The organism is Actinophytocola sp. (genome assembly GCF_035942955.1).
GTDB lineage: Bacteria > Actinomycetota > Actinomycetes > Mycobacteriales > Pseudonocardiaceae > DASYTH01.
The window spans coordinates 1-23,085 of sequence record NZ_DASZCQ010000336.1 but is presented as its reverse complement, the minus strand read 5'-3'; the positions used below and the strand labels follow the sequence as shown (position 1 = coordinate 23,085).

General features: G+C 72.0%; 26 protein-coding genes. 10 read left to right on the top strand and 16 right to left on the bottom strand.

Annotated elements, in window-relative coordinates:
* Position 1 precedes the first annotated feature (1 nt).
* On the top strand, positions 2-274 hold the full coding sequence (locus VGX25_RS33570; RefSeq protein ID WP_326922040.1) for a hypothetical protein: 273 nt from the start codon (positions 2-4) through the stop codon (positions 272-274).
* Positions 275-475: 201 nt separating this feature from the next.
* Here the strand turns inward: VGX25_RS33570 and VGX25_RS33565 are convergent, their stop codons facing one another.
* The 3 genes from VGX25_RS33565 to VGX25_RS33555 are packed head-to-tail and all read right to left on the bottom strand — an operon-like array spanning position 476 to position 2,788.
* Positions 476-1,120, bottom strand: a complete 645-nt coding sequence (locus VGX25_RS33565; RefSeq protein WP_326922003.1) for a response regulator transcription factor — start codon at positions 1,118-1,120, stop codon at positions 476-478.
* Positions 1,108-2,349, bottom strand: coding sequence for a sensor histidine kinase (locus VGX25_RS33560; protein ID WP_326922002.1), 1,242 nt, complete (start codon positions 2,347-2,349; stop codon positions 1,108-1,110). The genes VGX25_RS33565 and VGX25_RS33560 overlap by 13 nt, the downstream gene beginning before the upstream one ends.
* Positions 2,350-2,371: 22 nt before the next feature.
* Entirely contained in the window at positions 2,372-2,788 is a 417-nt protein-coding gene (locus VGX25_RS33555) for a hypothetical protein (RefSeq protein ID WP_326922001.1), read from the bottom strand.
* 165 nt (positions 2,789-2,953) lie between these two features.
* Here VGX25_RS33555 and VGX25_RS33550 point away from each other — a divergent pair, with 165 nt between their 5' ends.
* A complete protein-coding gene (locus VGX25_RS33550) occupies positions 2,954-3,685 on the top strand; it encodes an ABC transporter ATP-binding protein (protein WP_326922000.1) in 732 nt (243 codons plus the stop codon).
* A gap of 141 nt (positions 3,686-3,826) precedes the next feature.
* Here VGX25_RS33550 and VGX25_RS33545 read toward each other — a convergent pair whose 3' ends face one another.
* Positions 3,827-4,492, bottom strand: coding sequence for a cupin domain-containing protein (locus tag VGX25_RS33545; protein ID WP_326921999.1), 666 nt, complete (start codon positions 4,490-4,492; stop codon positions 3,827-3,829).
* Positions 4,493-4,644: 152 nt separating this feature from the next.
* Between VGX25_RS33545 and VGX25_RS33540 the strand changes: the two genes are divergently transcribed.
* The gene (locus tag VGX25_RS33540) at positions 4,645-5,661 is read left to right on the top strand and encodes a LacI family DNA-binding transcriptional regulator (RefSeq protein ID WP_326921998.1); all 1,017 of its coding nucleotides are present in this window, start codon (positions 4,645-4,647) and stop codon (positions 5,659-5,661) included.
* 1 nt (position 5,662) lies between these two features.
* Here VGX25_RS33540 and VGX25_RS33535 read toward each other — a convergent pair whose 3' ends face one another.
* Complete coding sequence (locus VGX25_RS33535) at positions 5,663-6,256, bottom strand: response regulator transcription factor (protein WP_326921997.1); 594 nt, start codon at positions 6,254-6,256, stop codon at positions 5,663-5,665.
* A gap of 197 nt (positions 6,257-6,453) precedes the next feature.
* On the opposite strand from VGX25_RS33535, the gene VGX25_RS33530 reads away from it, so the two are divergent.
* Positions 6,454-7,275: a metallophosphoesterase gene (locus VGX25_RS33530; protein WP_326921996.1), complete on the top strand. Its 822-nt coding sequence runs from the start codon at positions 6,454-6,456 to the stop codon at positions 7,273-7,275.
* Positions 7,276-7,281: 6 nt separating this feature from the next.
* Here the strand turns inward: VGX25_RS33530 and VGX25_RS33525 are convergent, their stop codons facing one another.
* The gene (locus tag VGX25_RS33525; protein ID WP_326921995.1) at positions 7,282-8,103 is read right to left on the bottom strand and encodes a helix-turn-helix domain-containing protein; all 822 of its coding nucleotides are present in this window, start codon (positions 8,101-8,103) and stop codon (positions 7,282-7,284) included.
* Entirely contained in the window at positions 8,100-8,756 is a 657-nt protein-coding gene (locus VGX25_RS33520) for a TetR/AcrR family transcriptional regulator (RefSeq protein ID WP_326921994.1), read from the bottom strand. The genes VGX25_RS33525 and VGX25_RS33520 overlap by 4 nt, the downstream gene beginning before the upstream one ends.
* 97 nt (positions 8,757-8,853) lie before the next feature.
* On the opposite strand from VGX25_RS33520, the gene VGX25_RS33515 reads away from it, so the two are divergent.
* Positions 8,854-9,711: an alpha/beta fold hydrolase gene (locus VGX25_RS33515; protein WP_326921993.1), complete on the top strand. Its 858-nt coding sequence runs from the start codon at positions 8,854-8,856 to the stop codon at positions 9,709-9,711.
* Here VGX25_RS33515 and VGX25_RS33510 read toward each other — a convergent pair.
* From VGX25_RS33510 to VGX25_RS33490, 5 genes are read right to left on the bottom strand one after another with little or no spacing between them, the layout of a single operon-like run.
* The gene (locus VGX25_RS33510) at positions 9,683-10,102 is read right to left on the bottom strand and encodes a hypothetical protein (protein ID WP_326921992.1); all 420 of its coding nucleotides are present in this window, start codon (positions 10,100-10,102) and stop codon (positions 9,683-9,685) included. The two genes, VGX25_RS33515 and VGX25_RS33510, sit on opposite strands and share 29 nt — an antisense overlap.
* Positions 10,095-10,457: a hypothetical protein gene (locus VGX25_RS33505; RefSeq protein WP_326921991.1), complete on the bottom strand. Its 363-nt coding sequence runs from the start codon at positions 10,455-10,457 to the stop codon at positions 10,095-10,097. The genes VGX25_RS33510 and VGX25_RS33505 overlap by 8 nt, the downstream gene beginning before the upstream one ends.
* Positions 10,454-10,894: an RpiB/LacA/LacB family sugar-phosphate isomerase gene (locus VGX25_RS33500; protein ID WP_326921990.1), complete on the bottom strand. Its 441-nt coding sequence runs from the start codon at positions 10,892-10,894 to the stop codon at positions 10,454-10,456. The genes VGX25_RS33505 and VGX25_RS33500 overlap by 4 nt, the downstream gene beginning before the upstream one ends.
* A 16-nt stretch (positions 10,895-10,910) precedes the next feature.
* Complete coding sequence (locus VGX25_RS33495) at positions 10,911-11,324, bottom strand: type II toxin-antitoxin system VapC family toxin (RefSeq protein WP_326921989.1); 414 nt, start codon at positions 11,322-11,324, stop codon at positions 10,911-10,913.
* Positions 11,321-11,641 (bottom strand): type II toxin-antitoxin system Phd/YefM family antitoxin, encoded by a 321-nt coding sequence (locus VGX25_RS33490; protein WP_326921988.1) that lies wholly within the window; start codon positions 11,639-11,641, stop codon positions 11,321-11,323. The genes VGX25_RS33495 and VGX25_RS33490 overlap by 4 nt, the downstream gene beginning before the upstream one ends.
* Before the next feature lie 236 nt (positions 11,642-11,877).
* Between VGX25_RS33490 and VGX25_RS33485 the strand changes: the two genes are divergently transcribed.
* Positions 11,878-13,083 carry an MFS transporter gene (locus VGX25_RS33485; RefSeq protein WP_414636063.1) on the top strand — a complete coding sequence of 402 codons (1,206 nt, stop codon included), beginning with the start codon at positions 11,878-11,880 and terminating at the stop codon, positions 13,081-13,083.
* Here the strand turns inward: VGX25_RS33485 and VGX25_RS33480 are convergent.
* Positions 13,067-14,125, bottom strand: a complete 1,059-nt coding sequence (locus VGX25_RS33480; protein ID WP_326921986.1) for a zinc-dependent alcohol dehydrogenase family protein — start codon at positions 14,123-14,125, stop codon at positions 13,067-13,069. The two genes, VGX25_RS33485 and VGX25_RS33480, sit on opposite strands and share 17 nt — an antisense overlap.
* Positions 14,126-14,270: 145 nt before the next feature.
* Here VGX25_RS33480 and VGX25_RS33475 point away from each other — a divergent pair, with 145 nt between their 5' ends.
* Together VGX25_RS33475 and VGX25_RS33470 are read left to right on the top strand one after the other, a co-directional pair.
* Positions 14,271-14,867: a hypothetical protein gene (locus tag VGX25_RS33475; protein WP_326921985.1), complete on the top strand. Its 597-nt coding sequence runs from the start codon at positions 14,271-14,273 to the stop codon at positions 14,865-14,867.
* The gene (locus VGX25_RS33470) at positions 14,864-15,571 is read left to right on the top strand and encodes a fibronectin type III domain-containing protein (protein ID WP_326921984.1); all 708 of its coding nucleotides are present in this window, start codon (positions 14,864-14,866) and stop codon (positions 15,569-15,571) included. The genes VGX25_RS33475 and VGX25_RS33470 overlap by 4 nt, the downstream gene beginning before the upstream one ends.
* 42 nt (positions 15,572-15,613) lie before the next feature.
* Here VGX25_RS33470 and VGX25_RS33465 read toward each other — a convergent pair whose 3' ends face one another.
* Positions 15,614-16,990 carry a S8 family peptidase gene (locus VGX25_RS33465; protein WP_326921983.1) on the bottom strand — a complete coding sequence of 459 codons (1,377 nt, stop codon included), beginning with the start codon at positions 16,988-16,990 and terminating at the stop codon, positions 15,614-15,616.
* Positions 16,991-17,209: 219 nt separating this feature from the next.
* Here VGX25_RS33465 and VGX25_RS33460 point away from each other — a divergent pair, with 219 nt between their 5' ends.
* Together VGX25_RS33460 and VGX25_RS33455 are read left to right on the top strand one after the other, a co-directional pair.
* A complete protein-coding gene (locus tag VGX25_RS33460; protein WP_326921982.1) occupies positions 17,210-18,769 on the top strand; it encodes an aldehyde dehydrogenase family protein in 1,560 nt (519 codons plus the stop codon).
* On the top strand, positions 18,770-20,911 hold the full coding sequence (locus VGX25_RS33455; protein ID WP_326921981.1) for a thiamine pyrophosphate-dependent enzyme: 2,142 nt from the start codon (positions 18,770-18,772) through the stop codon (positions 20,909-20,911).
* A gap of 130 nt (positions 20,912-21,041) precedes the next feature.
* Here VGX25_RS33455 and ligD read toward each other — a convergent pair whose 3' ends face one another.
* Both ligD and VGX25_RS33445 read right to left on the bottom strand, forming a co-directional pair.
* Positions 21,042-21,971: a non-homologous end-joining DNA ligase gene (gene ligD, locus VGX25_RS33450; RefSeq protein ID WP_326921980.1), complete on the bottom strand. Its 930-nt coding sequence runs from the start codon at positions 21,969-21,971 to the stop codon at positions 21,042-21,044.
* 39 nt (positions 21,972-22,010) lie between these two features.
* A complete protein-coding gene (locus tag VGX25_RS33445) occupies positions 22,011-23,024 on the bottom strand; it encodes an MASE1 domain-containing protein (protein ID WP_326921979.1) in 1,014 nt (337 codons plus the stop codon).
* Between the last annotated feature and the right edge of the window lie 61 nt (positions 23,025-23,085).

Genomic DNA, 23,085 nt, shown 5'->3' with positions numbered 1-23,085 from the left:
GGTGAGCGGGCACAGCGCGGCCGGGTCGTCGTGGGCCAGCCGGTCGAAGGCCACCGTCCACGACGCGGCGACCGAGACCGGCATTGCCGGGCTGGTGGGCGAGCAGGTCGTCGGCGGCGTCGGCGAGCAGGTCCGGGTAGGTGTCCACGGTAAGCGGGGTGTCGCGAGCAGCGCGGCGGCCCGGTCCACCGCCAGGGGCAGGTCGCCCACCGCGTCGGCCACCCGCCGGCCATCGGCCTCGGACAGTCGAGGTGCGCGCGAACGGTGCAGCTGAACCGACTCGGCTCGGGTGAGCTCGGCGAGCCCGATCGGCGCGGCCCAGTCCGGGTTGCGGGACGTAATCAGCACGTGTCCCGCACCGCCTGGCAGGAACGCCGCGAGCGCCGCCCGGTCCTCGGCGTTGTCGAACACCAGCAGCCAGCGGTCCCGTGCCCAGCGCGACGGACGGAAAGCAGCGTCACCATCCGTGTGCCGGCTAGGACCGCAGGTGCGCCAGCACGGCCAGCACCCGGCGGTGGCCGGTGTCGGTCGGCTGCAGCCCGAGCTTGGCGAAGATGTTGCCGATGTGCTTGCTCACGGCGGTCTCGCTGACCGAGAGCTGCTCGGCGATCGCGCCGTTGGCGTACCCCTCGGCCATGAGCGCAAGCACCTCGCGCTCACGCGGGGTCAGCGTGCGCATCGGATCGTCGGCCCGCCTGCGCACCATCAGCTGCGCCACCACCTCCGGGTCGAGCACGGTTCCCCCGTCCACCACCCGGTGCAGCGCGTCGAGGAACTTCTCCACCCGCCCCACCCGCTCCTTGAGCAGGTACCCGACGCCGCCGGCGTCGTCGGCGAGCAGATCGGTGGCGTAGCTGTCCTCGACGTAGGCGGACAGCACGAGGATCGGCAGCCGCGGGAGCCGCCTGCGCGCCTCCACCGCGGCCCGCAGCCCCTCGTCGGTGAACGACGGCGGCAGCCGCACGTCGACGATGGCCGCGTCCGGGCGCTCGGCGGAGATCGCGGCCAGCAGGTCGTCGCCGTTGTCCACGGCGGCGCGCACCTCGATCCCCTCGTTGGCCAGCAACAGAACCAGGCCCTCGCGCAGCAGCGCGTCGTCCTCGGCGATCACGACCCGCACGGCAGCTCCGCTCGCAGCACGGTCGGTCCGCCGGGCGGGCTGCTCAGCTCGGTGCGCCCGTCGAAGGCGGCCACCCGGCGCCGGATGCCGACCAGCCCGGTGCCGGCGTCCTCGGCGGCACCGCCGTGGCCGTCGTCGATCACCTCGATCACGAGCAGCCCGTGGTCGGTCGACAGCCGCACCTCGGCCCGCTCGGCGCCGCTGTGCTTGGCCACGTTCGTCAACGCCTCCGCGACCGTGAAGTACGCCGCCGACTCCACCGCCGCCGGCGCCCGCCGCAGCCCGTCGGCGGTGAGCGTGCACGGCACCGGGCAGCGGGCCACCAGCCCGGCGACCGCCCCGTCGAGCCCGCGCTCGGCCAGCACCGGCGGGTAGATGCTGCGCACCACGTTGCGCAGCTCACCGAGCGCGTCGCCGGCGGCGTTCTGCGCCCGCAGCACGAGGGGAAGCGCCGTCTCCGGATCGCGGCGCAGCGCCCGCTCGGCGATCCCGAGCTGCATCATGACCGCCACCAGCCGGTTCTGCGTGCCGTCGTGCAGATCCCGCTCGATGCGGCGCAGCTCGGCCCCGTGCGCCTCGAGCGCCGCGGCCCGGCTCGCGGTCAGCTCCGCCACCCGCCGGGTCAGCTCGTCGTCCGGCGGCGGCACCAGCCGCTTCCGCGCCAGGGTGGCCTCCCAGCGAGCGCAGCGCGGCACGAGCATCAGCGCCAGCACGGCACATGCGGCCGCGACCGGCACCATGCTGAGCGCGCCCACCCACGACGTCACCGGATGTCCCGAGCCGGCCGGCATCGCCCACCAGTAGAACGGGACCGCCACCGCGTTGATCGCCGACAGCGGCAGCCCGATCGCCAGCAAGCCGAAGACCGAACCGGTCCATCCGTGAACGAACAGCCAGTACAGATCCCGGAAGGTGGCGGGAACCAGGAGCGCCGGGACCTGTTCGCCCCACCTGCCCTCGGCCGGCGGATCGTAGGACTGCGGGATCGGGTCGCCGGTGAACCGGGCGGTGCGACGCCGGTCCACCCGGGCCCGCCAGCGCAGGAAGCGGACCAGGGCCGGCAGCATCATGTAGCCGAAGCCGAGCAGCAGGCACAGCACGAACACCGGCACGTACACCAGCGCGACGAGCGAGCCGGGGATGCCGCCCACCAGATACGGCAGGGCGCGCCGGGTCGCGCGCAGGGACGCCAGCAGCCAGGCACCGAACCGCCGCCCCGACATCCCCATGGGCAAAGACTACGGCCGGCTACTAGACGCGGGACCGCCTCGCGCGCACGAGCATCCAGATCGCGCCGATCACACAGGCTCCCAGCACGATGAAGCCGAAGGTCCGCGCCTCGAGGGGCGTATCGGTGGAGGACCTGCCGCCGACGGGCGCGAAGATGACGTAGAGCAGGCCGATCGCCGCGCCAAGGGCCATGACCAGCTCACCGACCAGCAGGTACGGGCCGCGCAGCGGCTTCTCGGTCATCACGAGCGGTCTGGAGCCCTCGCCGGCCCGGGGGTCACCCCGATGCTGACCGTACAAGACGACGGACCCGCCGCCGAGGAGCAACCCGAGCAGCACGACCATGGTCCCCACCACCGGACTGCCGGTGAACAGGAGGTACGTACCGAGCGCCAGGGCGCCGAGCCCGGCCAGCAATGACAAAACTGTCCACTTCATTGCCCGGGAATACCCGCGTGCGGCCATGATCTACCCATGGTATAGCCAGCTATACCTTGATTCCGGTACCCAGCCGGATCGTGCTCGACTCCGGCCACTCGTAACGTCGAAGTCCACCAAGGGGTTGGGAGGCGGCGAGTGTTCGGACTGACTGTGCCGGGTCCGGTGACGACGGCCCCAGCGGCGATCCGGCTGGCTTCGGTGTCCAAAGTGTACGGTTCGGGGCCTGGCGCCGTGACGGCGCTCGACGAGGTGAGCCTCGGGTTGGGGCGGGGCAGGTTCACCGCGATCATGGGCCGGTCCGGGTCGGGCAAGAGCACCCTGCTGCGCTGCGCGGCCGGGTCGGACCGGCCGACGTCGGGAACGGTATGGCTGGGCGACACGGATCTGTCCGGGCTCACCCAGCCGGCGCTGACCCGGATCCGCCTGCGGCACATCGGTTTCCTGTTCGAGGCGGACGACCTGCTGCCCGCGCTGACCGTCGAGCAGAACATCGCCCTGCCGCTCGCCGAGCGGACCGTCGACCGCACCTGGCTGCGGCACGTGGCCGCCGCCGTCGGGCTCGCCGACCGGCTGGGGCACCGGCCGAGCCAACTGTCCGGCGGGGCGCGGCGGCGGGTGGCCATCGCCCGCGCCCTGATCACCCGTCCGGCCGCGATCGTCGCCGACGAGCCGGCCGGAGCGCTGGACACCCGCACCGGCCGGCAGGTTCTGCAGCTGCTCCGCGAGATCGTGGACCGGACCGGGCAGACCGTGGTCATGGCGACCCACGACCCGATGTCCGCGTCCTACGCCGATCGGGTGGTCTTCCTGGCCGACGGCCGGCTGGCCGGCTCGCTCGACGAGCCGTGCCCCTTGGCGATCGCCGAGCGCATGACCCATCTCGGGGCGTGGTGACCCGTCGAAGCGCTTCGACGGCCGCCTGTCTTGCGGGTGCGACATAGCTCGGGCCTGCCAACGGAACCTCAGGGACCGTGACGGCACCCAGCCACGATCAACCCGACAACCGCACCATCGGCTGGAACGCGACGGCGGCGGTCAATTCCGGGGAGGCGGATAGGTGTCGAGCAGGCCGCACATGCCGAGGCGGCCGTGCTCGACCGGCTGCGGCTGGGCGTGCACGGCGGCCTCGAGCAGGTGTCCGGGATCCCCGCGCTCGAGGGCGTCGAGCTGCTCGCCGGTCACGGTGGCGGCCCGCAGAGCGCCGTCGCGCCAACGGGTTCGCCAGCCGGCGAGCTGGGATTGCTTGAGCCGCACCGCGGCGGCGTAGAAGTCGGCGAGCGCTTCCGGTCCGCCCTCGCGCAGCCGCTGGAAGCCCTCGATGGCCAGATCCCGGCGCCGGTACGCGGCCGTGATGTCGGCGCCGGGACGCCCGCCGTCGGGCAGCGCGACCGCCTCGGCGTACCGGTCCGGGTCGGCGAGCACCTCGGGTGGGAACGTGAGCACCGCGTCGCCGGCCTCCGGCAGCCCGCTGTTGGCCATCACCACCACGATCTCCAGCCCGCCGTGGTTGACCAACCGGTGCACGGTGCCCGGCGTGAACCACAGGACGGTGCCGGACTTCAGCTCGTACTCGGCGAACCCGGCCGCCGACAGCGTCTGCACCGCGCCGCTGCCGCCGATCACGACGTACGCCTCGCCGCAGGCCAGATGGATGTGCGGGCTGCCGCCGGGCACGCCGTCCTGAGCCATCGTGTCGTACACACACAGTCGGGATATTCCGACACCGCCGGGTAGCATTGTCGCCTCAGTACTGGTCGTTCGGGCTGTCACTCGCTAGGAAAGGGCTTTCTTCAGGTAATCTCACTGACGCTAAACCGCTCCAGCCCACATGGTCAACCCGGTCGGAGGACACGATGGCGACGCTGGCCGATGTCGCGCGGCGGGCCGGCGTGTCCGCGGCCACGGCCTCCCGGGTGATCAACGGCAGCACCAAGCCGGTCACCGACGAGCTGCGCGACCGCGTGATGCGGGCGGTCGAGGAACTGCACTACGTCCCGAACGCGCACGCCCAGCTGCTCGCAAGGGCCGACCGGATCGCCGTCGGGGTGATCGTGCACGACGTGTCCGACCCGTACTTCGCCGAGATCACCCGCGGGCTGCAGCGGGTGGCCACCGAGCACGGCCGGCTGTGCATCATCTGCAACAGCTACCGCGACCCGGACCGCGAGCTCGCCTACGTCGACCTGCTACGAGCCCAGCAGGTCGCGGCCATCGTCCTCACCGGCTCCGGCTACCACGACCCGCGCTTCACCCGGCTGCTCAACGCCAAGCTGCGCGCCTACGAGCGCGCCGGCGGCCGGGTCGCGGTGATCGGCCGGCACAAGCACGCCGGCGACGCGGTGATGCCCGGCAACGAGGAGGGCGGCTACCTGGCCGGCGCCGAGCTGTACCGCCTCGGGCACCAGCGGATCGGCGTCGTCGCCGGCCCCAAGGTCCTGACCACGACCACCGACCGCCTTGCCGGCCTGCGCCGCGCCGCCCGCGAGTTCGGCCAGGCGATCCCGCCCAAACGCGTCGTCTACGCCAACTTCGACCGCGACAGCGCCGCCGTCGGCACCTCCGCCCTGCTCGACGCCAACCCCGGTCTCACCGCGATCGCCGCGCTCAACGACGCCATGGCCATCGGCGTCCTGGCCACCCTGCGCTCCCGCGACATCGCCGTCCCGCACGACATGTCCGTGATCGGCTTCGACGACATGCCCATCGCCCAGGACGTGGTACCCCCGCTGACCACCATCAGGCTGGGCATGCCCGAGCTCGGCATGCGCGCCATGGCCCTGGCCCTCGGCCCGCCCGCCGCCGACGCCCGCGTCGAGCTCCTCCCCGCCGAGCTGGTCCGCCGCGCCAGTACCGCTCCCCCGGCGTCGTAGGTCAGGAGATTCCGGCGGCCCGTGCGCGCGCGATCGCCTCGGCCCGGTCGACGACGCCGAGCTTGGCGAAGATCGCGCAGATGTTGTTGCGGACGGTCTTCGGCGCCAGGAACAGCGCGCGGGCGATCGCGATGTTGTCCAGGCCTCGGGCGATCAGCTCGAGGATCTCCCGTTCCCGGGTCGTCAGCGTGGGAAACGGCGTGACCCGACGCGTCATCAGCCCGGTGAGCCGGTGCGCGATGCGGGCGCCGAAGATCACCTCGCCGGCGGCGACGCCGCGGATCGCCCGGATCAGGTCGTCCCGCGCGGCGCCCTTGAGCAGGTAACCGCGGGCGCCGGCGCGCATGGCGTTGAACACCGACTCGTCGTCCTCGGAGGTGGTGAACACCAGGACGGCGGCGCCGGGGGCGGACCGCACGACCTCGGCCACCGGTCCGTCCACGATCAACACGTCCGGCTCGTTCAGGAGGGCCTCGGCAAGGGAGCCGGGCTCGGTGGACGCCTCGGCCACCACGGAGATCCCGTCCACTCGGGACAGCAGCGCCCGCAGCCCGGCGCGCATCACCGGGTGGTCGTCGACCAGGGCGACGGTCACGACGGAGCTTGGCCGCCCACCATCCCCCCGTCGCGTCCCCGAATCCGCACGCGCCCGGGTCAGGACCGCTGACGTCATGTCACCCTCCTCGTTCCCCTATAAGAGTCGCGGTGCGACGGTCGGATACGCATCCGTGGCGATACGTAGATTTCCCGACCCGATCTACGTAGGACGAGGTCATCGGTAGGGTCGGTACCGTGACCCGGCTGCTCGCGACCAGCGATCTCCACGTCGGCTACCCCGAGAACCGGGAGATCGTGGCGGACCTGCGGCCGGAATCCGACACCGACTGGTTGATCGTCGCCGGCGACGTGGCCGAGCGCGCCGCCGAGATCGAGTGGACGCTGGGCGTGCTCAGCGAGCGGTTCGCCAAGGTGATCTGGTCGCCCGGCAACCACGAGCTGTGGACCACCAAGGAGGATCCGGTCCGGCTGCGCGGCGAGGAGCGCTACCGCCACCTCGTCGACCTGTGCCGCGGCCTCGGCGTGCTCACCCCGGAGGATCCGTACGCGACCTGGGCGGGGCCCGGCGGGCCGGTCATCGTGGCGCCGCTGTTCCTGCTCTACGACTACACCTTCCGGGTCGACGGGGTCGCCACCAAGGAGGCCGCGCTGGCCAAGGCGTACGAGGCCGGCGTGGTCTGCACCGACGAGTACTTCCTGCACCCCGACCCGCATCCGAGCCGGGAGGCGTGGTGCGCCGCCAGGGTCGCCGAGACCGAGCGGCGGCTGGCCGGGTGCGACCCGGACGTCCCGCTCGTGCTGATCAACCACTGGCCGCTGGTCCGGGAGCCGACCAGGGTGCTGCGCTACCCGGACTTCGCGCTGTGGTGCGGCACCGAGCGCACCGCCGACTGGCACCGCAGGTTCCGCACCGCGGCGGCGGTCTACGGGCACCTACACATCCCGCGCAGCACCGTATACGACGGCGTCCCGTTCGAGGAGGTCTCATTGGGCTACCCGCGCGAGTGGCAGGCGCGGGCCAATCCCCCGCGGGTGCCCCGGGTGATTCTGCGGTAAGGGCTCCTAGACGCCCACCGGGGCGGCGTGCCGGCGGCAGGCGTCGGCGTAGGCGGCCGGGGTGATGCCGACCTCCCGGGTGAAGTCGCGGATGAAGTGCGACTGGTCGAAGTAGCCGAGCTCCGCGGCGACCTCGGCCCAGCTCCCGCCGGTGCCCTCGGCAAGGCGGGCCGCGGCCTCGTGCACCCGGTACCGCCGCAGCACCCACTTCGGGCTCACCCCGACGTACCGCTCGAACAGCCGCTGCAGCGTCCGCGCCGGGATGCCGAACCGCGTGACCACGTCGTCGACCCTGGTCACGGTCCGGTCGTGGAGCAGCGCGTTGGCGATCCGCCCGACCACCGCCACCTCCGGATCGGGCTCCGGCCAGTGCGCGCGCAGGTGCCGCTCGGCGACCGCGACCAGCTCGGTCAGGCCGGCCGCCATGGACAGCTCCGCGGCGAGCCGGTCCGCGCCGGCCGCGCCCCACAGGCCGGCCAGCGGGCGCACCTGGCCGGTCAGCTCGGCGACCGGTCGACGCAGGAACGGCCGGAAGCCGCCGGGCCGGAACTTGACGCCGAACACCCGGCCGGTTCCCTCGTACGCATAGGTGAACCGCTCCCGGCCCACCCCGTTGATCGTCACCAGTCCCCGGTCGAAGACGAGGTTGACGCACGGGTGCGGCAGCAGCGTGACCGCGTCGCGCCGGCCGCGGGGCAGCTCCCAGCGCACCAGCCAGTGCCGCTCGACCAGCTCGGCAAGATCGTCCGACGCCGGCGCCCGCTCAAGGCTGAAGTGCCCGTCCCGGACGCCGAGCACGCCGTACTCGGTGGTGGTCGGGTTCCTCACACCGTCAAGGATGGACCACGCCACCGACGGAGTCCGGTCTGGATCACGTCGTAGAAGTTGATCAGATCGGTGATCAGCGCGTCGACGCCGGCGCCGGCGCCGGGATCGGCGTCCAGCAGCCAGTCGGCGATCAGGTCGAACATGCCGCCGATCACGCCGATCGCCATCCGGTGCGCGTCGATGTCCGACCGGTCGTCGCCGAGAACGCCGTAGCGGCGCCAGATCGTCTCGATGAAGCCCGCCGCCCACCGCCGGTTGGCCCGGCGCTGGCGCTCGACCTCGGGGGTGACCGCGATGCCCCGGCCGAAGGTGACCCTCGCGATCCGCGGATCGTCGACCAGCGCGTGCGCGAAGGTGGACACCAGCATCCGGGTCGCCCGCTGCTCGTCGTCCGGCGCCTCGGTCAGCGCGTCGACCATCCGCGCGGACAGCCGCGCCGTGACCTCCCGCAGCAGCGCGATATAGCAGTCCTCCCGGCTGTCGAACACCTCGTAGAACGCCTTGGTGCCGACGAACGCCGCCTGGCAGAGCTGCTCGATCGAGGTGTTCTGGTAGCCGTTGGCGGCGAACAGCTCCAGCGCCGCGTCCAGCAGCTGGCCTCGCCGCTGCGCGCGCCGCTCCTCGGCGTCGAGTCCCCTGATGCGCCGGCCCATATCCGCAACGCTACTCATTCGATCCAGTACGAACAAGGAGCCGAGTTATGAACAAGCGCTCTTGTTAACAACGGCCTGGCGTGCTCTACTTCACGGCATGCGCATCAGGTTGCTCGGCGTCGCGTTCGTCGCGCTCAGCGTCACGGGACTGCTGGTGTCCGGTCCGGCCAGCGCGACCGCCGCGCCCTCGTCCGGCTTCAACGACTGGAGCTGCCGGCCGGCCGCCGCGCACCCCAACCCGGTGGTGCTGCTGCACGGCCTCGGTGGCAACGGCCCCGGCCACTTCTCCTATCTCGGCCCGTACCTGGCCGGCGCCGGGTACTGCGCGTTCGCCCCGACCTACGGCCAGGCCGCGCCGGCCATCCCGGTCGGCGGCACCGTGTCGATCACCAGGTCCACCCCGGAGATCGCCGCGTTCATCGACCGGGTGCGCACCGGCACCGGCGCGGCCAGGGTCGACCTGGTCGGCCACTCCGAGGGAGCGTTCCAGTCCCTGTACGGCCCCAAGGTCCTGGGCTACCGGACCGTCGGCACCGTCGTCGCGCTCGCCCCGCCGACCCACGGCACCACGTTCGGCGGCCTGGTCAGCTTCGGCGACTTCCTCGGCCTGGGCCCGCTGGTCGGCCTGGTGCTCGCCACGTTCGGCTGCCAGTTCTGCACCGAGGCGATCGTGGGCGGCTCGGCCGTCCGGCGGCTCACCGACGGGCCGATCACCCAGCCCGGCATCGCCTACACGATCATCGCCACCCGGTACGACGCGCTGGTCACGCCCACCGAGACGGCGTTCGTCCGCGAGCCGGGCGTGCGCAACCGCTACGTCCAGGACGTGTGCCCGGCCGATCCGGTGGGGCACATCGGAATGGCGTTCGATCCCGGGATCGCCCAGATGATCACCAACGCGCTCGACCCGGCCAACGCGGCGCCGGTCAACTGTGGCTTCGGGCCGCCGTTCTAGCCGTTCGGCGGATCCACAGCAGGCCCAGGATCGGGAGCACCACCGGCACGTAGCCGTAGCCCTGGCCGAACGCCGACCACACGGTGGCGTCCGGGAAGGCCTCGGGCTCGAGCAGGCTGACCGTTCCCACCGCGAGCACGCCGATCAGCTCGACCGTGCAGGAGATCGCGGCGACCCGCCGGGAGGTGCGGCTGGCCCGGGCCAGGCCGGCGGTGGCGACGATGTAGACCACGGCGGCGAGGGCGGACAGCAGGTAGGCCACCGGCGCCCGGTCGAACTTCGTGGCGATCTGGACGGCCGACCGGGCCGTGGCCGCCAGCGCGAAGATCGCGTACACGGCGATCAGCAGCCGCCCCGGCCCGGTCCGGGTGCGCGCGACGACGTCAGGCACCGGCGTTCCAGATCTGGTTCATCCGCACGATCATCACCGGGACCACCAGGCAGCCGGCCAGCACGATGGCGCTGCCCCACCGGGTCCGCTCGGCCAGCGCCAGGAACGCCGCGACCGGAAGGATGAGCAGCACCGCGATGTGGTAGCCGACGAACGCCGCGCCGGACACGTCCCGGTCGGCGCCGGCCAGCTTGACGATGCCGATCACCGTCTGCGCCAGCAGGGCGAGCTCGAGCAGCGCGAGCAGCCCGAGCGTGCCGGTGCCGACGGTCTTGTTCAGCAGCACCAGGCCGAGCGACCAGGCGGCCACGGCCAGCGCCGCGATGATCAGGCCGGTGGCCAGGACGCTGATCACGGCCGGATCTCACCCACGTGCCGGATGTTGGCCACGTCGTCGGCGTCGGTGCTGGGCTCGGCGCCGAACCAGCCGTCGAGGATCTCGGTCAGCACCGCGTCGCTCGTCGTGCGCAGGGACAGCGCCAGCACGTTGGCGTCGTTCCACTTCCGTGCCCCGCGGGCGGTCTCGGCGTCGCCGCACAGCGCGGCCCGGACGCCGGCCACCTTGTTCGCCGCGATCGACGCGCCGGTCCCGGTCCAGCAGGCCACGATCCCCTGCTCGGCCCGCCCCTCCGCGACGTCGCGGGCGGCCGCCTCGCTCGCCCACGCCCAGTCGTCGCGCTCGTCGTCGTTGAGCGCCCCGTGCAGCAGCGGCTCGTGCCCCCGCCGGCGCAGCTCGGCGACCACCGCGTCGGCCACCCCGGTCCGCTCGTCGGCGGCCACAGAGATCTTCATGGTGCGAGGCTAACGTTCAGTCGGTGAACGGATTGAGCACCCTCACCCCGGCATCCTCGAAGTCCTTGACGTTGCGGGTAACCAGGCGCAGGTTGTGGACTCTTGCCGTCGCCGCGATCAAGGCGTCCGCGATCGAGACGGGCCGGCGACCGCTCTGCGTACCCCACTCCCGGGCAATCTCGGTCGTGACCGGGACGATCCGCTCGCCGAACTTGTCGACAACGTCGTCCAGCCAGCTCTCGAAGAGAGCCGCCTGACGATGATCGCCGCGTTCGCGCACCTTGGCGATACCTTTCTCGACCTCGCCGACCGTGATCACGGAGAGATGCAGACGCTCCATCGGCATGTCGCCGATCCACTGCTCGAGGCCCGGATTCCGGTTCGTCTTCCGCGTCTCGGACAGGACGTTGGTGTCGAGTAGGTAGGTCAACTCGACCCCTCATCGACCGGCCGATCCAGCCCCAGCTCGATCTCGAAGTCGCGCAGCGGGGGGAAGTCGTTCTTTCGCTCGGACTCGATCTCTTCCAGAACCTCGGCAATCTCGTCGCTGATGGGCGGGCCCATCAGCACTTCCTTGAAGCTTCGCCGGCCCTCGGTGAGCCGGCGGTACTGGTCGATGTCGATGACGACCGCGACCTCCTCGCCGTGCCGGGTGATCGTCTGCGGCCCTTCGTTCTCGACCGCGCGGAGGACCTCGCTGAACCGCTGCTTGGCCTCCTGGACCTGCCAGTGCGGGCGCTCGGGCATGGCGGCACCTCCCGGGTGCTGTCTAGACAGCACAGACCATACCACGCCCGTGGCCAGCGCGAATTAAACCCGTGATGAAGCGTTACGGCGTGCCTCTCGCTGAACCGGCCCGTGCGGGTGTACTGTTAACGGTGGTTCCGTGCTCCCGGTGACCCCCAGGCCGGTCGAGCGCGGAACCCCTTTATGTCCGGGTGTCTCCGCTCACGAACTCTCCTGTTCGGCCCGCGTCCGTTGACATGCTCACAAGCGTGACCTCCACGGTGCCCGCAGCGCTGTCCCGCGCCGGGCTGCGCCGGGTGCTGCTCGTCCTGTGCCTCACCGAGATCACCAGCTGGGGCGTGCTCTTCTACGCGTTCCCGGTGCTCGCGCCCGGCATCACCGCCGACACCGGTTGGTCGGCCACCATGGTCACCGCGGCCTTCTCGCTCGGCCAGATCGTCCTGGCGCTGGCCGGGATCTGGGTCGGCCGGCTGCTCGACCGGCGGGGGCCGCGGCCGGTGATGACGAGCGGCTCGGTGCTGGCCGTCCCGGCGCTGGTTCTGGTCGCCACCGCCGGGTCACCGCACTGGTTCTTCGCCGGCTGGTTCCTCGTCGGGGTCGCCATGTCCGGCACGCTCTACAGCCCCGCGTTCGCCGCGGTCACCCGCTGGTGGGGCGAGCGCCGGGTGACCGCGCTGACCGCCATCACCCTGGTCGGCGGCCTGGCCAGCACCGTGTTCGGACCGCTGACCGCGCTGCTGGCCGGGTGGCTCGGCTGGCGCGGAACCTACCTGGTGCTGGCCGCCGGGTACGCGTTGATCACGATCCCGCTGCACGCCATCGGGCTGCGCGGCGGGTGGTCGCGGCCCGAGGCCCATCCCGACCAGCCGCCGCGGCCGCCGGGTCAGGTGGCACGCAGCCGCGCGTTCGTGCTGCTGACGGTCGCGTTCACGCTGGCGTCCTTCGCCATCTACGGCGTCGTGATCATCCAGATCCCGCTGCTGCTCGAGCGCGGCCTGTCCACCGGCCTGGCCGCGGTCGCGCTCGGCCTCGGCGGGGCGGGGCAGGTCTGCGCGCGCCTCGGCTACGGCCGGCTCACCGCGGCGACCAGCGTCCGCGGCCGCACCGCGCTGGTGCTCGGCGCCGGCGCCGGCTCCGTCGCCCTGATGGGCGTCCTCCCGGGGCCGGCCGCGCTGCTGATCATCGCCGCGGTGCTGGTGGGCATGTCCCGCGGGGTGTTCACGCTGCTGCACGCGACCGCGGTCACCGAAAGGTGGGGTGCGGCGTACTACGGGCGGCTCAACGGCCTGCTGCTCGCCCCGATCAACATCGTCGCCGCGGTCGCCCCGTGGGCGTGCACCGCGCTGGCCGAGATGCTCGGCGGCTATCCCGCCGTGTTCGCCATCCTCGCCGGGTTCACCGCACTCGCCGCGGTGCTCGCCTCGGTCAGTGGCACCCGGTGAGCGGGGCGTCCCCGGCGTGCGGCTCGATGATCGTCACACCGGTTGGCGACCCGGATCCCATGGCTGCCAAGGCGTTCGGCACGTCGTCGAGCCCGATCGTGGCGGTGACCAGCAGATCGGGCCGCAGGGCGCCGGCGTTGATCATGTCCAGCATCGGCGGGTAGGCGTGCGCGGCCATGCCGTGGCTGCCGGCGACGGTGAGCTCCCTGGCGATCACCCGGGCCATCGGCAGCTCCGGATCCGTTGGCAGCAGGCCGATCTGCACGTGCCGCCCGTGCCAGCGCAGGCAGTTGATCGACGCCGCGCAGGTCGCCGGGCTGCCGAGCGCGTCGACGGACAGGTGCGCCCCACCTCGGGTGGACTCGGTGATCCGCTCGGCCACGTCGCCGGTGGAGCCGTCGATGGTCACCGCGGCGCCCAGCTTTCCCGCCATGGCCAGCGCCGGCGGGGCGACGTCCACGGCCACGACCCGGGCGCCGCACGCCACCGCGATCATGATCGCGGACAGCCCGACGCCACCGCACCCGTGCACCGCGACCCACTCGCCGGGCCGCACCCCGCCCTGGGCCACCACCGCCCGAAACGCCGTGGCGAACCGGCATCCCAGGCTCGCCGCCGTCGCGAAGGACAGATCGTCCGGGATCCGCACCAGGTTCACGTCGGCGTTCTCGATCATGACGTACTCGGCGAACGAGCCCCAGTGGGTGAACCCCGGCTGCGTCTGCCGCCGGCACACCTGCTGCGCGCCCGCGGCGCACGCCGCACACCCGCCGCACGCGCAGACGAACGGCACCGTCACCCGCTCCCCCAGCCACGCTCCCCGCACCCGCTCCCCCACCGCCGCCACCGTCCCGGCCAACTCGTGCCCTGGCACATGCGGAAGCCGGACGTCGGCGTCGTGTCCAAGCCACCCGTGCCAGTCACTGCGGCACAGCCCGGTCGCCGCCACCCGGATCACCGCTCCCCGAGGGGCCGGCACGGGATCCGGCACCACCCGAACCTCCGGCAGCCGCCCGAACTCCTCGTAGACCACGGCCCGCATCCACCCACTCCTTCCCCGTGCGCCGTGATTTCCCACCTAAAAGCCGTCCCGATGGCCGGGACCACACCTTCCGCCCGGTGCCATCCTGCCCTATCGTCGAACCCACGATGGTTAGATTCCCTGCCTATTCATCGTGGGGGCGTCAATGTCCAAGCGGTTTCGCGCGCTCGCCGCGCTCCTGTCCTTGTGCGGCATGGTGATCGCCGCACCCGACGCATTGTCCGAAGTGGAGCCCGGCGGCTGGACCGCCTACTCGCCCACGTTCTCCGTCCAGGAACGCGGCTGCGGTGACGTCGCCGACCTGACGTTCCGCCTCACCTGCTCCACGGCAAGCGGCGACCAGCGCGCCGAGCGCCGCTACGCCACCTATACCAGCGGCACCCGCCAGTTCGAGGGCTACTTCCGGATCACGAGCATGGGCGGCAGCCGCATCAGCCTCAAGCAGACCTTCAACCAGAACGACGGCGCCTGGTTCATGCTCGCCGTCGAGCGCGGCGGCCGCCTCTACTCCGTCCGCGGCGGCACCACGATCGCCACCGGCGCCACCGTCGGCACCACGGTACGGGTGAACACCGTCCACGTCATGGGCGGCCAGCACCGCACGTACATCAACGGATCCCTGCGCCACACGATGTCCGGCCCGAGCGGCTCCTACTACGACAAGTTCGGCGCCTACCGCACCGGCAGCGGCCAGGGCCCCATCACCGTCGAGTGGAGCAACATCCGCTTCTGGCGCAAATGAGCATCTCGGCCGCGGGCGGGTGCGCGGTGGTGATTCTGTCGGCGGCGCTGGCGGGGTGTGCGGGGGCGCCGGCCGAGGAGGGGCCGGGGTTGACCGCGACGCTGGTGTCGCCGACGGAGATCTCGTTGGGGTGGCAGGGTTTTGGCGACGACGCGGTCGGCCAGGTGGTGGAGTTCGCCACCGAGCCGGGCGGGCCGTACACGATCCTGGAGTTCCTGCCGGCGGGTGAGCGGGCATACCGGCATGCGGATCTGATGCCGGAGACGCCGTTCTACTACCGGGTGCGTGCGGTGCTCGGGCCGAGCTCGGGGACGGTCGACGTGGTGCTGCCGGACGGTGAGCCGTCCGATGAGGACACTCGGGATGGCCACGAGTGGGCCGCTCCGCGCGTCCTGCCGGGAGGGGTCGGTCCGCCGGTGTCGATCCGTGGCGGGGGTGGGGCGCCGACGGGGTTGACGGCGGTGGTGCGGCACGCCGACGGGATCTGGTTCAGGTGGACCGACAATGCCGGCGACGAGGAGGGGTTTCTCATCGAGGCGCGGCCGCGCGGGCACGCCGAGTTCAGGGTGGCCGCGGTGGTGGATCCGAACGTGAACTCGTTCGGGCTGGTCACGCTGCCCGATGAGAAGGCGGCGGCATACCGGGTCCGGACGTTCTACTTCGGACAGCAGACCCGGGTGGCGCACCAGCGGACGGGCCGGTAGGGCCCCGCCGTCGTGCGGCGGGGCCCTATCGGTTCAGCTCGATCAGATCGCGCCGATGGTGCGGGCCGCGTCGATCAGGCCGGCGCCGCAGCCCGTGCAGGATCCGGGCAGCGGACGGGTGTTGGCCTTCAGCGCGGCCTCGATCTGGGCCGGGGTCAACGACCGTTCGCCGAGCATGAGCGCCACCAGACCGGCCACGTGCGGCGCGGCCATGCTGGTGCCCATGTAGGTGAGGTAAGTCTCGGCGCCCTGGGTGGTGGCGCCGGCGTTGAGCGTGGACAGGATGCCGTCCTGCGGCGTGGTCCGCGAACCCGGCGGGTCGGTCTCGAGGCGCACCTCGCCACCCGGCGCGGTCACGTCGATCGTCGCACCGAAGTTGGAGTAGAACGCCCGGTTGCCGGAGCGGTCGCTCGACGCGACCGAGACCACGTTGTCGCAGTTGGCCGGGGTGAAGCCGGCGACGTCGGAGTTGGAGTTGCCGGCCGCGACCACGACCGTGGTGCCGCGCGACACGGCACCGTTGATCGCCCGCTGGAACGCGCTGCCGCAGCGCGGGCTCGCCCCGCCGAGGCTCAGGTTGATCACCTTGGCCGGGTTGGGATTCGCCGGGAGCCGGCGCACATTCCCGCCGGAGGCCCAGGTGATCGCGTCGGCGATGTCGGACGTCGTGCCGCCACAGGTGCCGAGCACCCGCAGCGGAAGGATCTTGGCGTTGCGCGCGATGCCGGCGACGCCGTTGGCGTTGTCCGACAGCGCGGCGATCGTGCCGGCGACGTGCGTGCCGTGCCAGCTCGAGGTGGCCGGCGTGGGGCTGCCGCAGTCACCGACGTTGAGGAAGTCGCCCTCGTCGTTCGGGTTGGCGTCGCGGCCGTCGCCGTCCCTGGCGTTTGCGGCGTCGGAGATGAAGTCGAATCCGGGGAGGACGTTCGCGTTCAGGTCGGAGTGCGGGGTGATGCCGGTGTCGATCACGGCGACGGTGACGCCCGCGCCGTCGGCGGTGTCCCACGCGGCCGGGGCGTTGATGCCGGCGGTCGCCTCGAACAGGTCCCACTGCTCGCCGAACCGCGGGTCGTTCGGGGTGAACTGCTTGGTCAGCACCAGGTCCGGCTCGACGCCGACCACCCCCGGAAGCCGGCTCAGCTCGGCCATCAGCCGCTGCGACGCGACCCGGCCGAGTCGGCTGGGCGCCCGGACGACCACGTCGCCGGTCGCGGTCTCCCTCACCTGGGTGACCCCTTTATGGGTGACCTGGCGGGCGGCCGAGTCGGCGAAGGTGACGATGAACTGGTCGTAGCTGGCGCCGGGGATGATCGCGGCGGTGCCGTCGCCGGCCTGGGCCGTGCCCATCAGGGCCGGCACGGCGAGCCCCGCCAGGGCAAGGCCCACTGCCGCGAGCCCTGCCGTCAAACGCTTCCGCATGGGAGCTGGTCCTCTCGTGGATCTACTAAGCCCGGAGGCGTCAGACCCCGAAAGTGTGAGGCTAGCGCCACCGTAGTGGGTGACGCTAAGCGCGGACAGTGAGCACGAGAAGCGCCGAAGGAGCGTTAACAGTTGCCAGTTGGCGGCACGTGATCACCCGCGGGCGGGCGGCCGCGCCGCGTGCACCGCGAATCGAAGGGCGCCCGTTAGCCTTATCGGGTGCGGACGATTGGCTCGGTGATCGACGGGAAGCGCAGCGACGCGGGCACGGAGTACGTGTCAAGGAACCCGGCCCGGCTCGACGACGTGGTGGCGACGGTTCTGTTGGGGGACAAGGAGATCCTGTGCCAGGCGGCGGAGTCGGGGCGGCGGGCGCAGCGGGACTGGGCGGCCGTGCCGGCGCCGGTGCGGGGTCGGGCGATCGCGGCGCTCGGGCGGCTGGTCGAGGCCAACGCCGACGCCCTGGCCCGGCTGGTCACCAGGGAGATCGGCAAGCCGCTCGCCGAGGCGCGCGGCGAGGTCCAGGAGATCGTCGACACGTGTGACTTCTTCCTCGGCGAGGGCCGGCGGCTGTACGGGCAGACCGTGCCGTCGGAGATGCCGGACAAGCAGCTGTTCACGTTCCGCGTGCCGGTCGGCGTGGCGGCGGTGATCACCGCCGGCAACTTCCCGGTGGCGGTGCCGTCGTGGTACCTGGTGCCCGCGCTGCTGTGCGGCAACGCGGTGGTGTGGAAGCCGGCGGAGTACGCGGCGGCCAGCGCCAGGGCGTTCGCCGAGCTGGTCTGGCGGGCCGGGGTGCCGGCCGGCGTGCTCAACCTGGTCGTCGCGGATGGACAGTCCACGTACGACGGACTGGCCGCCGCGCTGGCGGCCGGACTGGTGGACAAGGTGGGCTTCACCGGCTCGAGCGCGGTGGGCGCGCGGATCGGCGAGCTGTGCGGCCGCTACGTGCAGTCCCCGTGCCTGGAGCTGGGTGGGAAGAACCCGATGGTGGTCACCCCGGACGCCGAGCTGGACCTGGCCGTGGAGGGCGCGCTGTTCGCCGGGTACGGCACCGCGGGGCAGCGCTGCACCTCGCTGGGCACGGTGATCGTGCACGAGGACGTGCACGACGAGTTCCTCCGCCGGTTCGACGCCGCGGTCCGTGCGGCCACGGTCGGCGAGCCCACCGGCGACGTGCTCTACGGCCCGCTGCTCGACCAGAAGTTCGCCGACTCCTACGAGGACGTGCTCGGCTGGATCGCCGATCACCACACCGTGCTCGGCTCGGCCGGCGTCGGCCGGATCACCGACGACAACCCGAGGGATCGGTTCGCCGGCGACCACTCCGCCGGGCTGTACTACCACCCGGTGGTGCTCGACGGGGTGCGACCGGGCGACCGGGTGTTCACCGAGGAGACGTTCGGCCCGATCGTCGGCGTCACCACGTACCGGTCGCTCGACGAGGCGATCGAGCTGGCCAACGCGCCGGGGTACGGCCTGTCCTCGTCGATCTACACCACGGATCCGGCCAGCGCGTTCCGGTTCCGCCAGGGCGTGAGCGCGGGCATGGTCAGCGTCAACAACTCCACCTCGGGCGCCGAGGCGCACCTGCCGTTCGGCGGCAACGGGCGGTCCGGCAACGGCAGCCGGCAGTCCGGCATGTGGGTGCTGGACCAGTTCACCCGCTGGCAGGCGATGAACTGGGACTTCTCCGGGCGGCTGCAGAAGGCGCAAATGGACGTGGCCACCGTGCGGCCGGACCTTGACTACCGACTGTCCACCGAGGATCACCCGTAGATGCCCGAAGCCATCGACGAGAGCTTCATCGCCGCGGTCGCCGCGCTGACCGCGCGGCCCCGCCGGGACCCCGAACTGCCGCTGCACGACGGCACGGCGCTGACCGGGGCGCGCTGCCTCGAGCTGTTCGACTCCCAGCTCGGCAGCCGGCACCTGGACCTGGCCGCGCGCCGGCTCGGCGCGGCCGGGGTGGGCTACTACACGATCGGATCGTCCGGCCACGAGGGCAACGCCGCGCTGGCCGCCGCCCTGAGGCCGACCGATCCCGCGCTGCTGCACTACCGCTCGGGCGCGTTCTACGTCGAGCGCGCCCGGCAGGTGCCCGGCAGCACGCCGCTGCTGGACGTCATGCTCGGCGTGGTGGCCGCCGCCAGCGAGCCGATCGCCGGCGGCCGGCACAAGGTGTTCGGCAACAAGGCTCTCGCGATCATCCCGCAGACCTCCACGATCGCCTCGCACCTGCCGCGGGCGGTCGGCTTGGCGTTCGGGATCGAGCGGGCGCGCCGGCTCGGCATCGCCTGCGAGTGGCCGCTCGACTCGATCGTGGTGTGCAGCTTCGGCGACGCCTCGGCGAACCACTCCACGGCGCTCGGCGCGTTCAACTCGGCCCGGCACTGCGCGTACCAGAAGCTGCCGCTGCCGCTGCTGTTCGTGTGCGAGGACAACGGGATCGGCATCAGCGTGCGCACCCCGCCCGGCTGGATCGAGAACGTCTACTCGGGACAGTCCGGGATCCGGTACCTGGCCGCGGACGGCGCCGACCTGACCGACGTCGCCGGGGCCGCGACCGAGGCCGCCGACTGGGTTCGGACCAACCGGGCGCCCGCCTTCCTGCACCTGCGGATGGTGCGGCTGATGGGACACGCCGGATCCGATGTGGAGCTCGCCTACCGCGACCCGGCCGACATCGACGCCGACACGCGCCGCGACCCGCTGCTGGGCACGGCCCGGCTGCTGGTGGAGCACGGTGTGCGGACCCCGGCCGAGATCTTGGCTTACTACGAGGACAAGCGCGCCGAGGTCGCCGCCGTGGCCGAGCGGGCGGCGGCCGCGCCGGGGCTGGCCAACGCCGTGGAGGTGATGGCGCCGCTGGTCACCCGCGAGCCGCCGGCGCGGACCGTCGCGGCGACCTCGGACCGGCTCACGCTGGCGCAGGGGATCAACCGGGCGCTTGGCGACCTGCTGGCCGAGCACCGGGAGGTGCTGGTGTTCGGCGAGGACGTGGCCCGCAAGGGCGGGGTGTACGGCGTGACCCGCGGGCTGCTCAGGAAGTTCGGCGCGGCGCGGGTGTTCGACACGCTGCTTGACGAGCAGAGCATCCTCGGCATGGCGCTTGGCACCGGGCTGTGCGGGTTCCTGCCGATCGCCGAGATCCAGTACCTGGCCTACCTGCACAACGCGGCCGACCAGATCCGCGGCGAGGCCGCCACGCTGCGGTTCTTCTCCAACGGCCAGTACCACAACCCGATGATCGTGCGGATCGCCGCCTACGGGTACCAGAAGGGCTTCGGCGGCCACTTCCACAACGACAACGCCGTCGGCGCGCTGCGCGACATCCCCGGCCTGATCATCGCCTCCCCGGCGCGGGCCGACGACGCCGCGGCCATGCTGCGCACCTGCGCCGCGGCGTCCCAAGGAGACGGTCGGGTGTGCGTGTTCCTCGAGCCGATCGCGCTCTACCACACCCGCGACCTGCACACCGAGGGCGACGGCGAGTGGCTGGCCCCGGCCGGCGGCCAGCCCGTGCCGCTTGGCAGCGCGCGCAGCTACGGCGACGGCTCGGACCTCACCCTGGTGACCTTCGGCAACGGCGTCCCGATGAGCCTGCGCGTGGCCCAACGCCTGACCGAGCGGGGCATCCAGGCCCGCGTGCTTGATCTGCGGTGGCTGGCGCCGCTCCCGGTGGGCGACCTCGTCCGGGAAGCGGTCAGGACCGGGCGGGTGCTGGTCGTCGACGAGACCCGGCGCACGGGCGGGGTGTCCGAGGGCGTGCTCACCGCGCTGACCGACGCCGGCTTCTCCGGCACGGTGCGCCGGGTGACCAGCGAGGACAGCTTCATCCCGCTGGGCAGGGCGGCCCAGCACGTGCTGCTGTCCGAGCCGGCGATCCTGCGCGCCGCCCTGGCGATGGTCGACGCCTAACCCGCATGTTGGCCCCCCACGTCGCCGTGTTGGCGCCTGGCGTCGCCGTGTTGGCGCCTCGCGTGCGCGCTAGCGGCCAACATGGCTACGCGAGAGGCAAACACGGCGACGTCAGGGGCAAACACGCGGGTTAGTCGAGGCCGTCGCGGTCGGCCCACTCGAGCAGCGGCTCGATCGAGAACACGGCGTCGTCGATGCCCTCATGCAGGTCACCGAGCTTGGCGAACCGATCGGGCATCGTGGCGATGGTGAGCTCCCGCGGCTCGACGTCGTCGATCTCGTCCCACCTGATCGGGGCGGACACCGTCGCCTCCGGGACGCCGCGGACCGAGTAGGCGCTCGCGATCGTGTGATCCCGCGCGTTCTGGTTGTAGTCGACGAACAGCATGGCCGGGTCGCGATCCTTGCGCCACCAGGTCGTCGTCACGTCGTCCGGCGCCCGCCGCTCCACCTCGCGCGCGAAGGCCAGCGCCGCGCGGCGCACCTCACCGAACCCCCACCGCGGTGGAATGCGCACGTAGATGTGCAGACCGTTGCCCCCGGACGTCTTCGGCCACCCCACCGCGCCCAGCTCGTCGAGCACCTCGTGCGCCACGTGCGCGACCCGCCGAACCCGGTCGAACGGGCAATCCGGCATGGGATCCAGATCGATGCGCCACTCGTCCGGCTTCTCCGTGTCGGCCCGGCGTGAGTTCCACGGATGAAACTCCACAGTAGACATCTGCACCGCCCACACCACGTGCGCCAGCTCGGTCACGCACAGCTCGTCGGCGTGCCGGTTGTACCGCGGGAAGTGCACCCGCACCGTCTCCAGCCACGGCGGCGCGCCGTGCGGCACCCGCTTCTGGTGCACCTTCTCACCGGCCACACCGGACGGGAACCGGTGCATCATGCACGGCCGCTCGCGCAGCGCGCGCACGATGCCGTCCCCCACGGCCATGTAGTAGTGAATGAGGTCAAGCTTCGTCTCCCCCCGAGCCGGAAAATACTCCCGATCCGGGTTCGTGACGCGCACCGTCCGGTCGCCGACCTCGACCTCCACCGCCGAATCCTTGCCCACGGACACGAACCTAGCCGACAAGCGTCCCGCCGCCCACCATCAGTGCTGGTCCGGCATGCTCCGCTTGCGGAACACGTCCTCGAGCAGCCCGTTGCGCAGCAAGCTGTACGGCTCGAGCATCCGCACCGCGTCGGCCAACTGGGACACCGCCCGCTCCACCGACCGCTGCGCCGCGTTCCGCTCGTCGACGATCGCCGCCAGCAGCAACGCGGTCAGGGTGACGGCCCCGTTGAACGCCTGCAGCGTCACCATCTTGGGCAGCAACTCGACACCGGCGAACGGCCCGTCCCCCGCCGCCGCGGCCAGCACCGCCGTGACCGACACCACCAGGTTGCACGGCACCGCGCCCACCTGCTGAAATCTCAGCGCCGCCCAGATCAGCATCGGAAACACCAGGAACAACAGGTGCCCCGACGTCTGCGTCACCGCGACCGTGACCGCTAGCGTCCCCACGAGGACCGACGCACCCTCGACCGCCCGGCGCGGCGCAACCCGCCATGTCCAGCGCACACTGGCCGCCACGAGCAACACCGGCGCCACCACAAGCACCCCCATGGCGTCGCCCGTCCACCACACCGACCACGCCGACCAGAAATCCCGGGGCTGCAACGCCTCCGCCACGACGAGCGTCCCACTCCCGATCGTCGCACTGATCAGCATCCCGGCAAATGCGCCCAGAAAGATCAGCGCAAGCGCATCCTTGAGCCTTCTAAGATCGCTCCGGAAACCGACCCGGCTCAGCAGGAACCAGGCACACACGGGAGCCAGCGTGTTACCCGCCGAGATCGCCACGACCGCCGGCACCGTCGGTCCAATCGCGACATTGGCAAAGAACGCGCCGATCGTGATGCCGGGCCAGCAGCGGACGCCGAGCAGCAGAAGGCACGCCAGGGCGATACCGGTCGGCGGCCACAGCGGTGTCACCTGGTCGCGGACAAGAGCGAGACTGAGGCCGATCCTGGCGGCAAGGTAGTACGCCACGGCGACGAAGAGGATCTGCAGACCCGCGACAAGATACCGGCGGGTCTGCTCCGGGGACACCGCCGCAGGCACGGGGGACAGTGTGGGTGATGAGGGGTCCCGGGGGCAATGTGTGATGTTGTGGGTCCCGGGG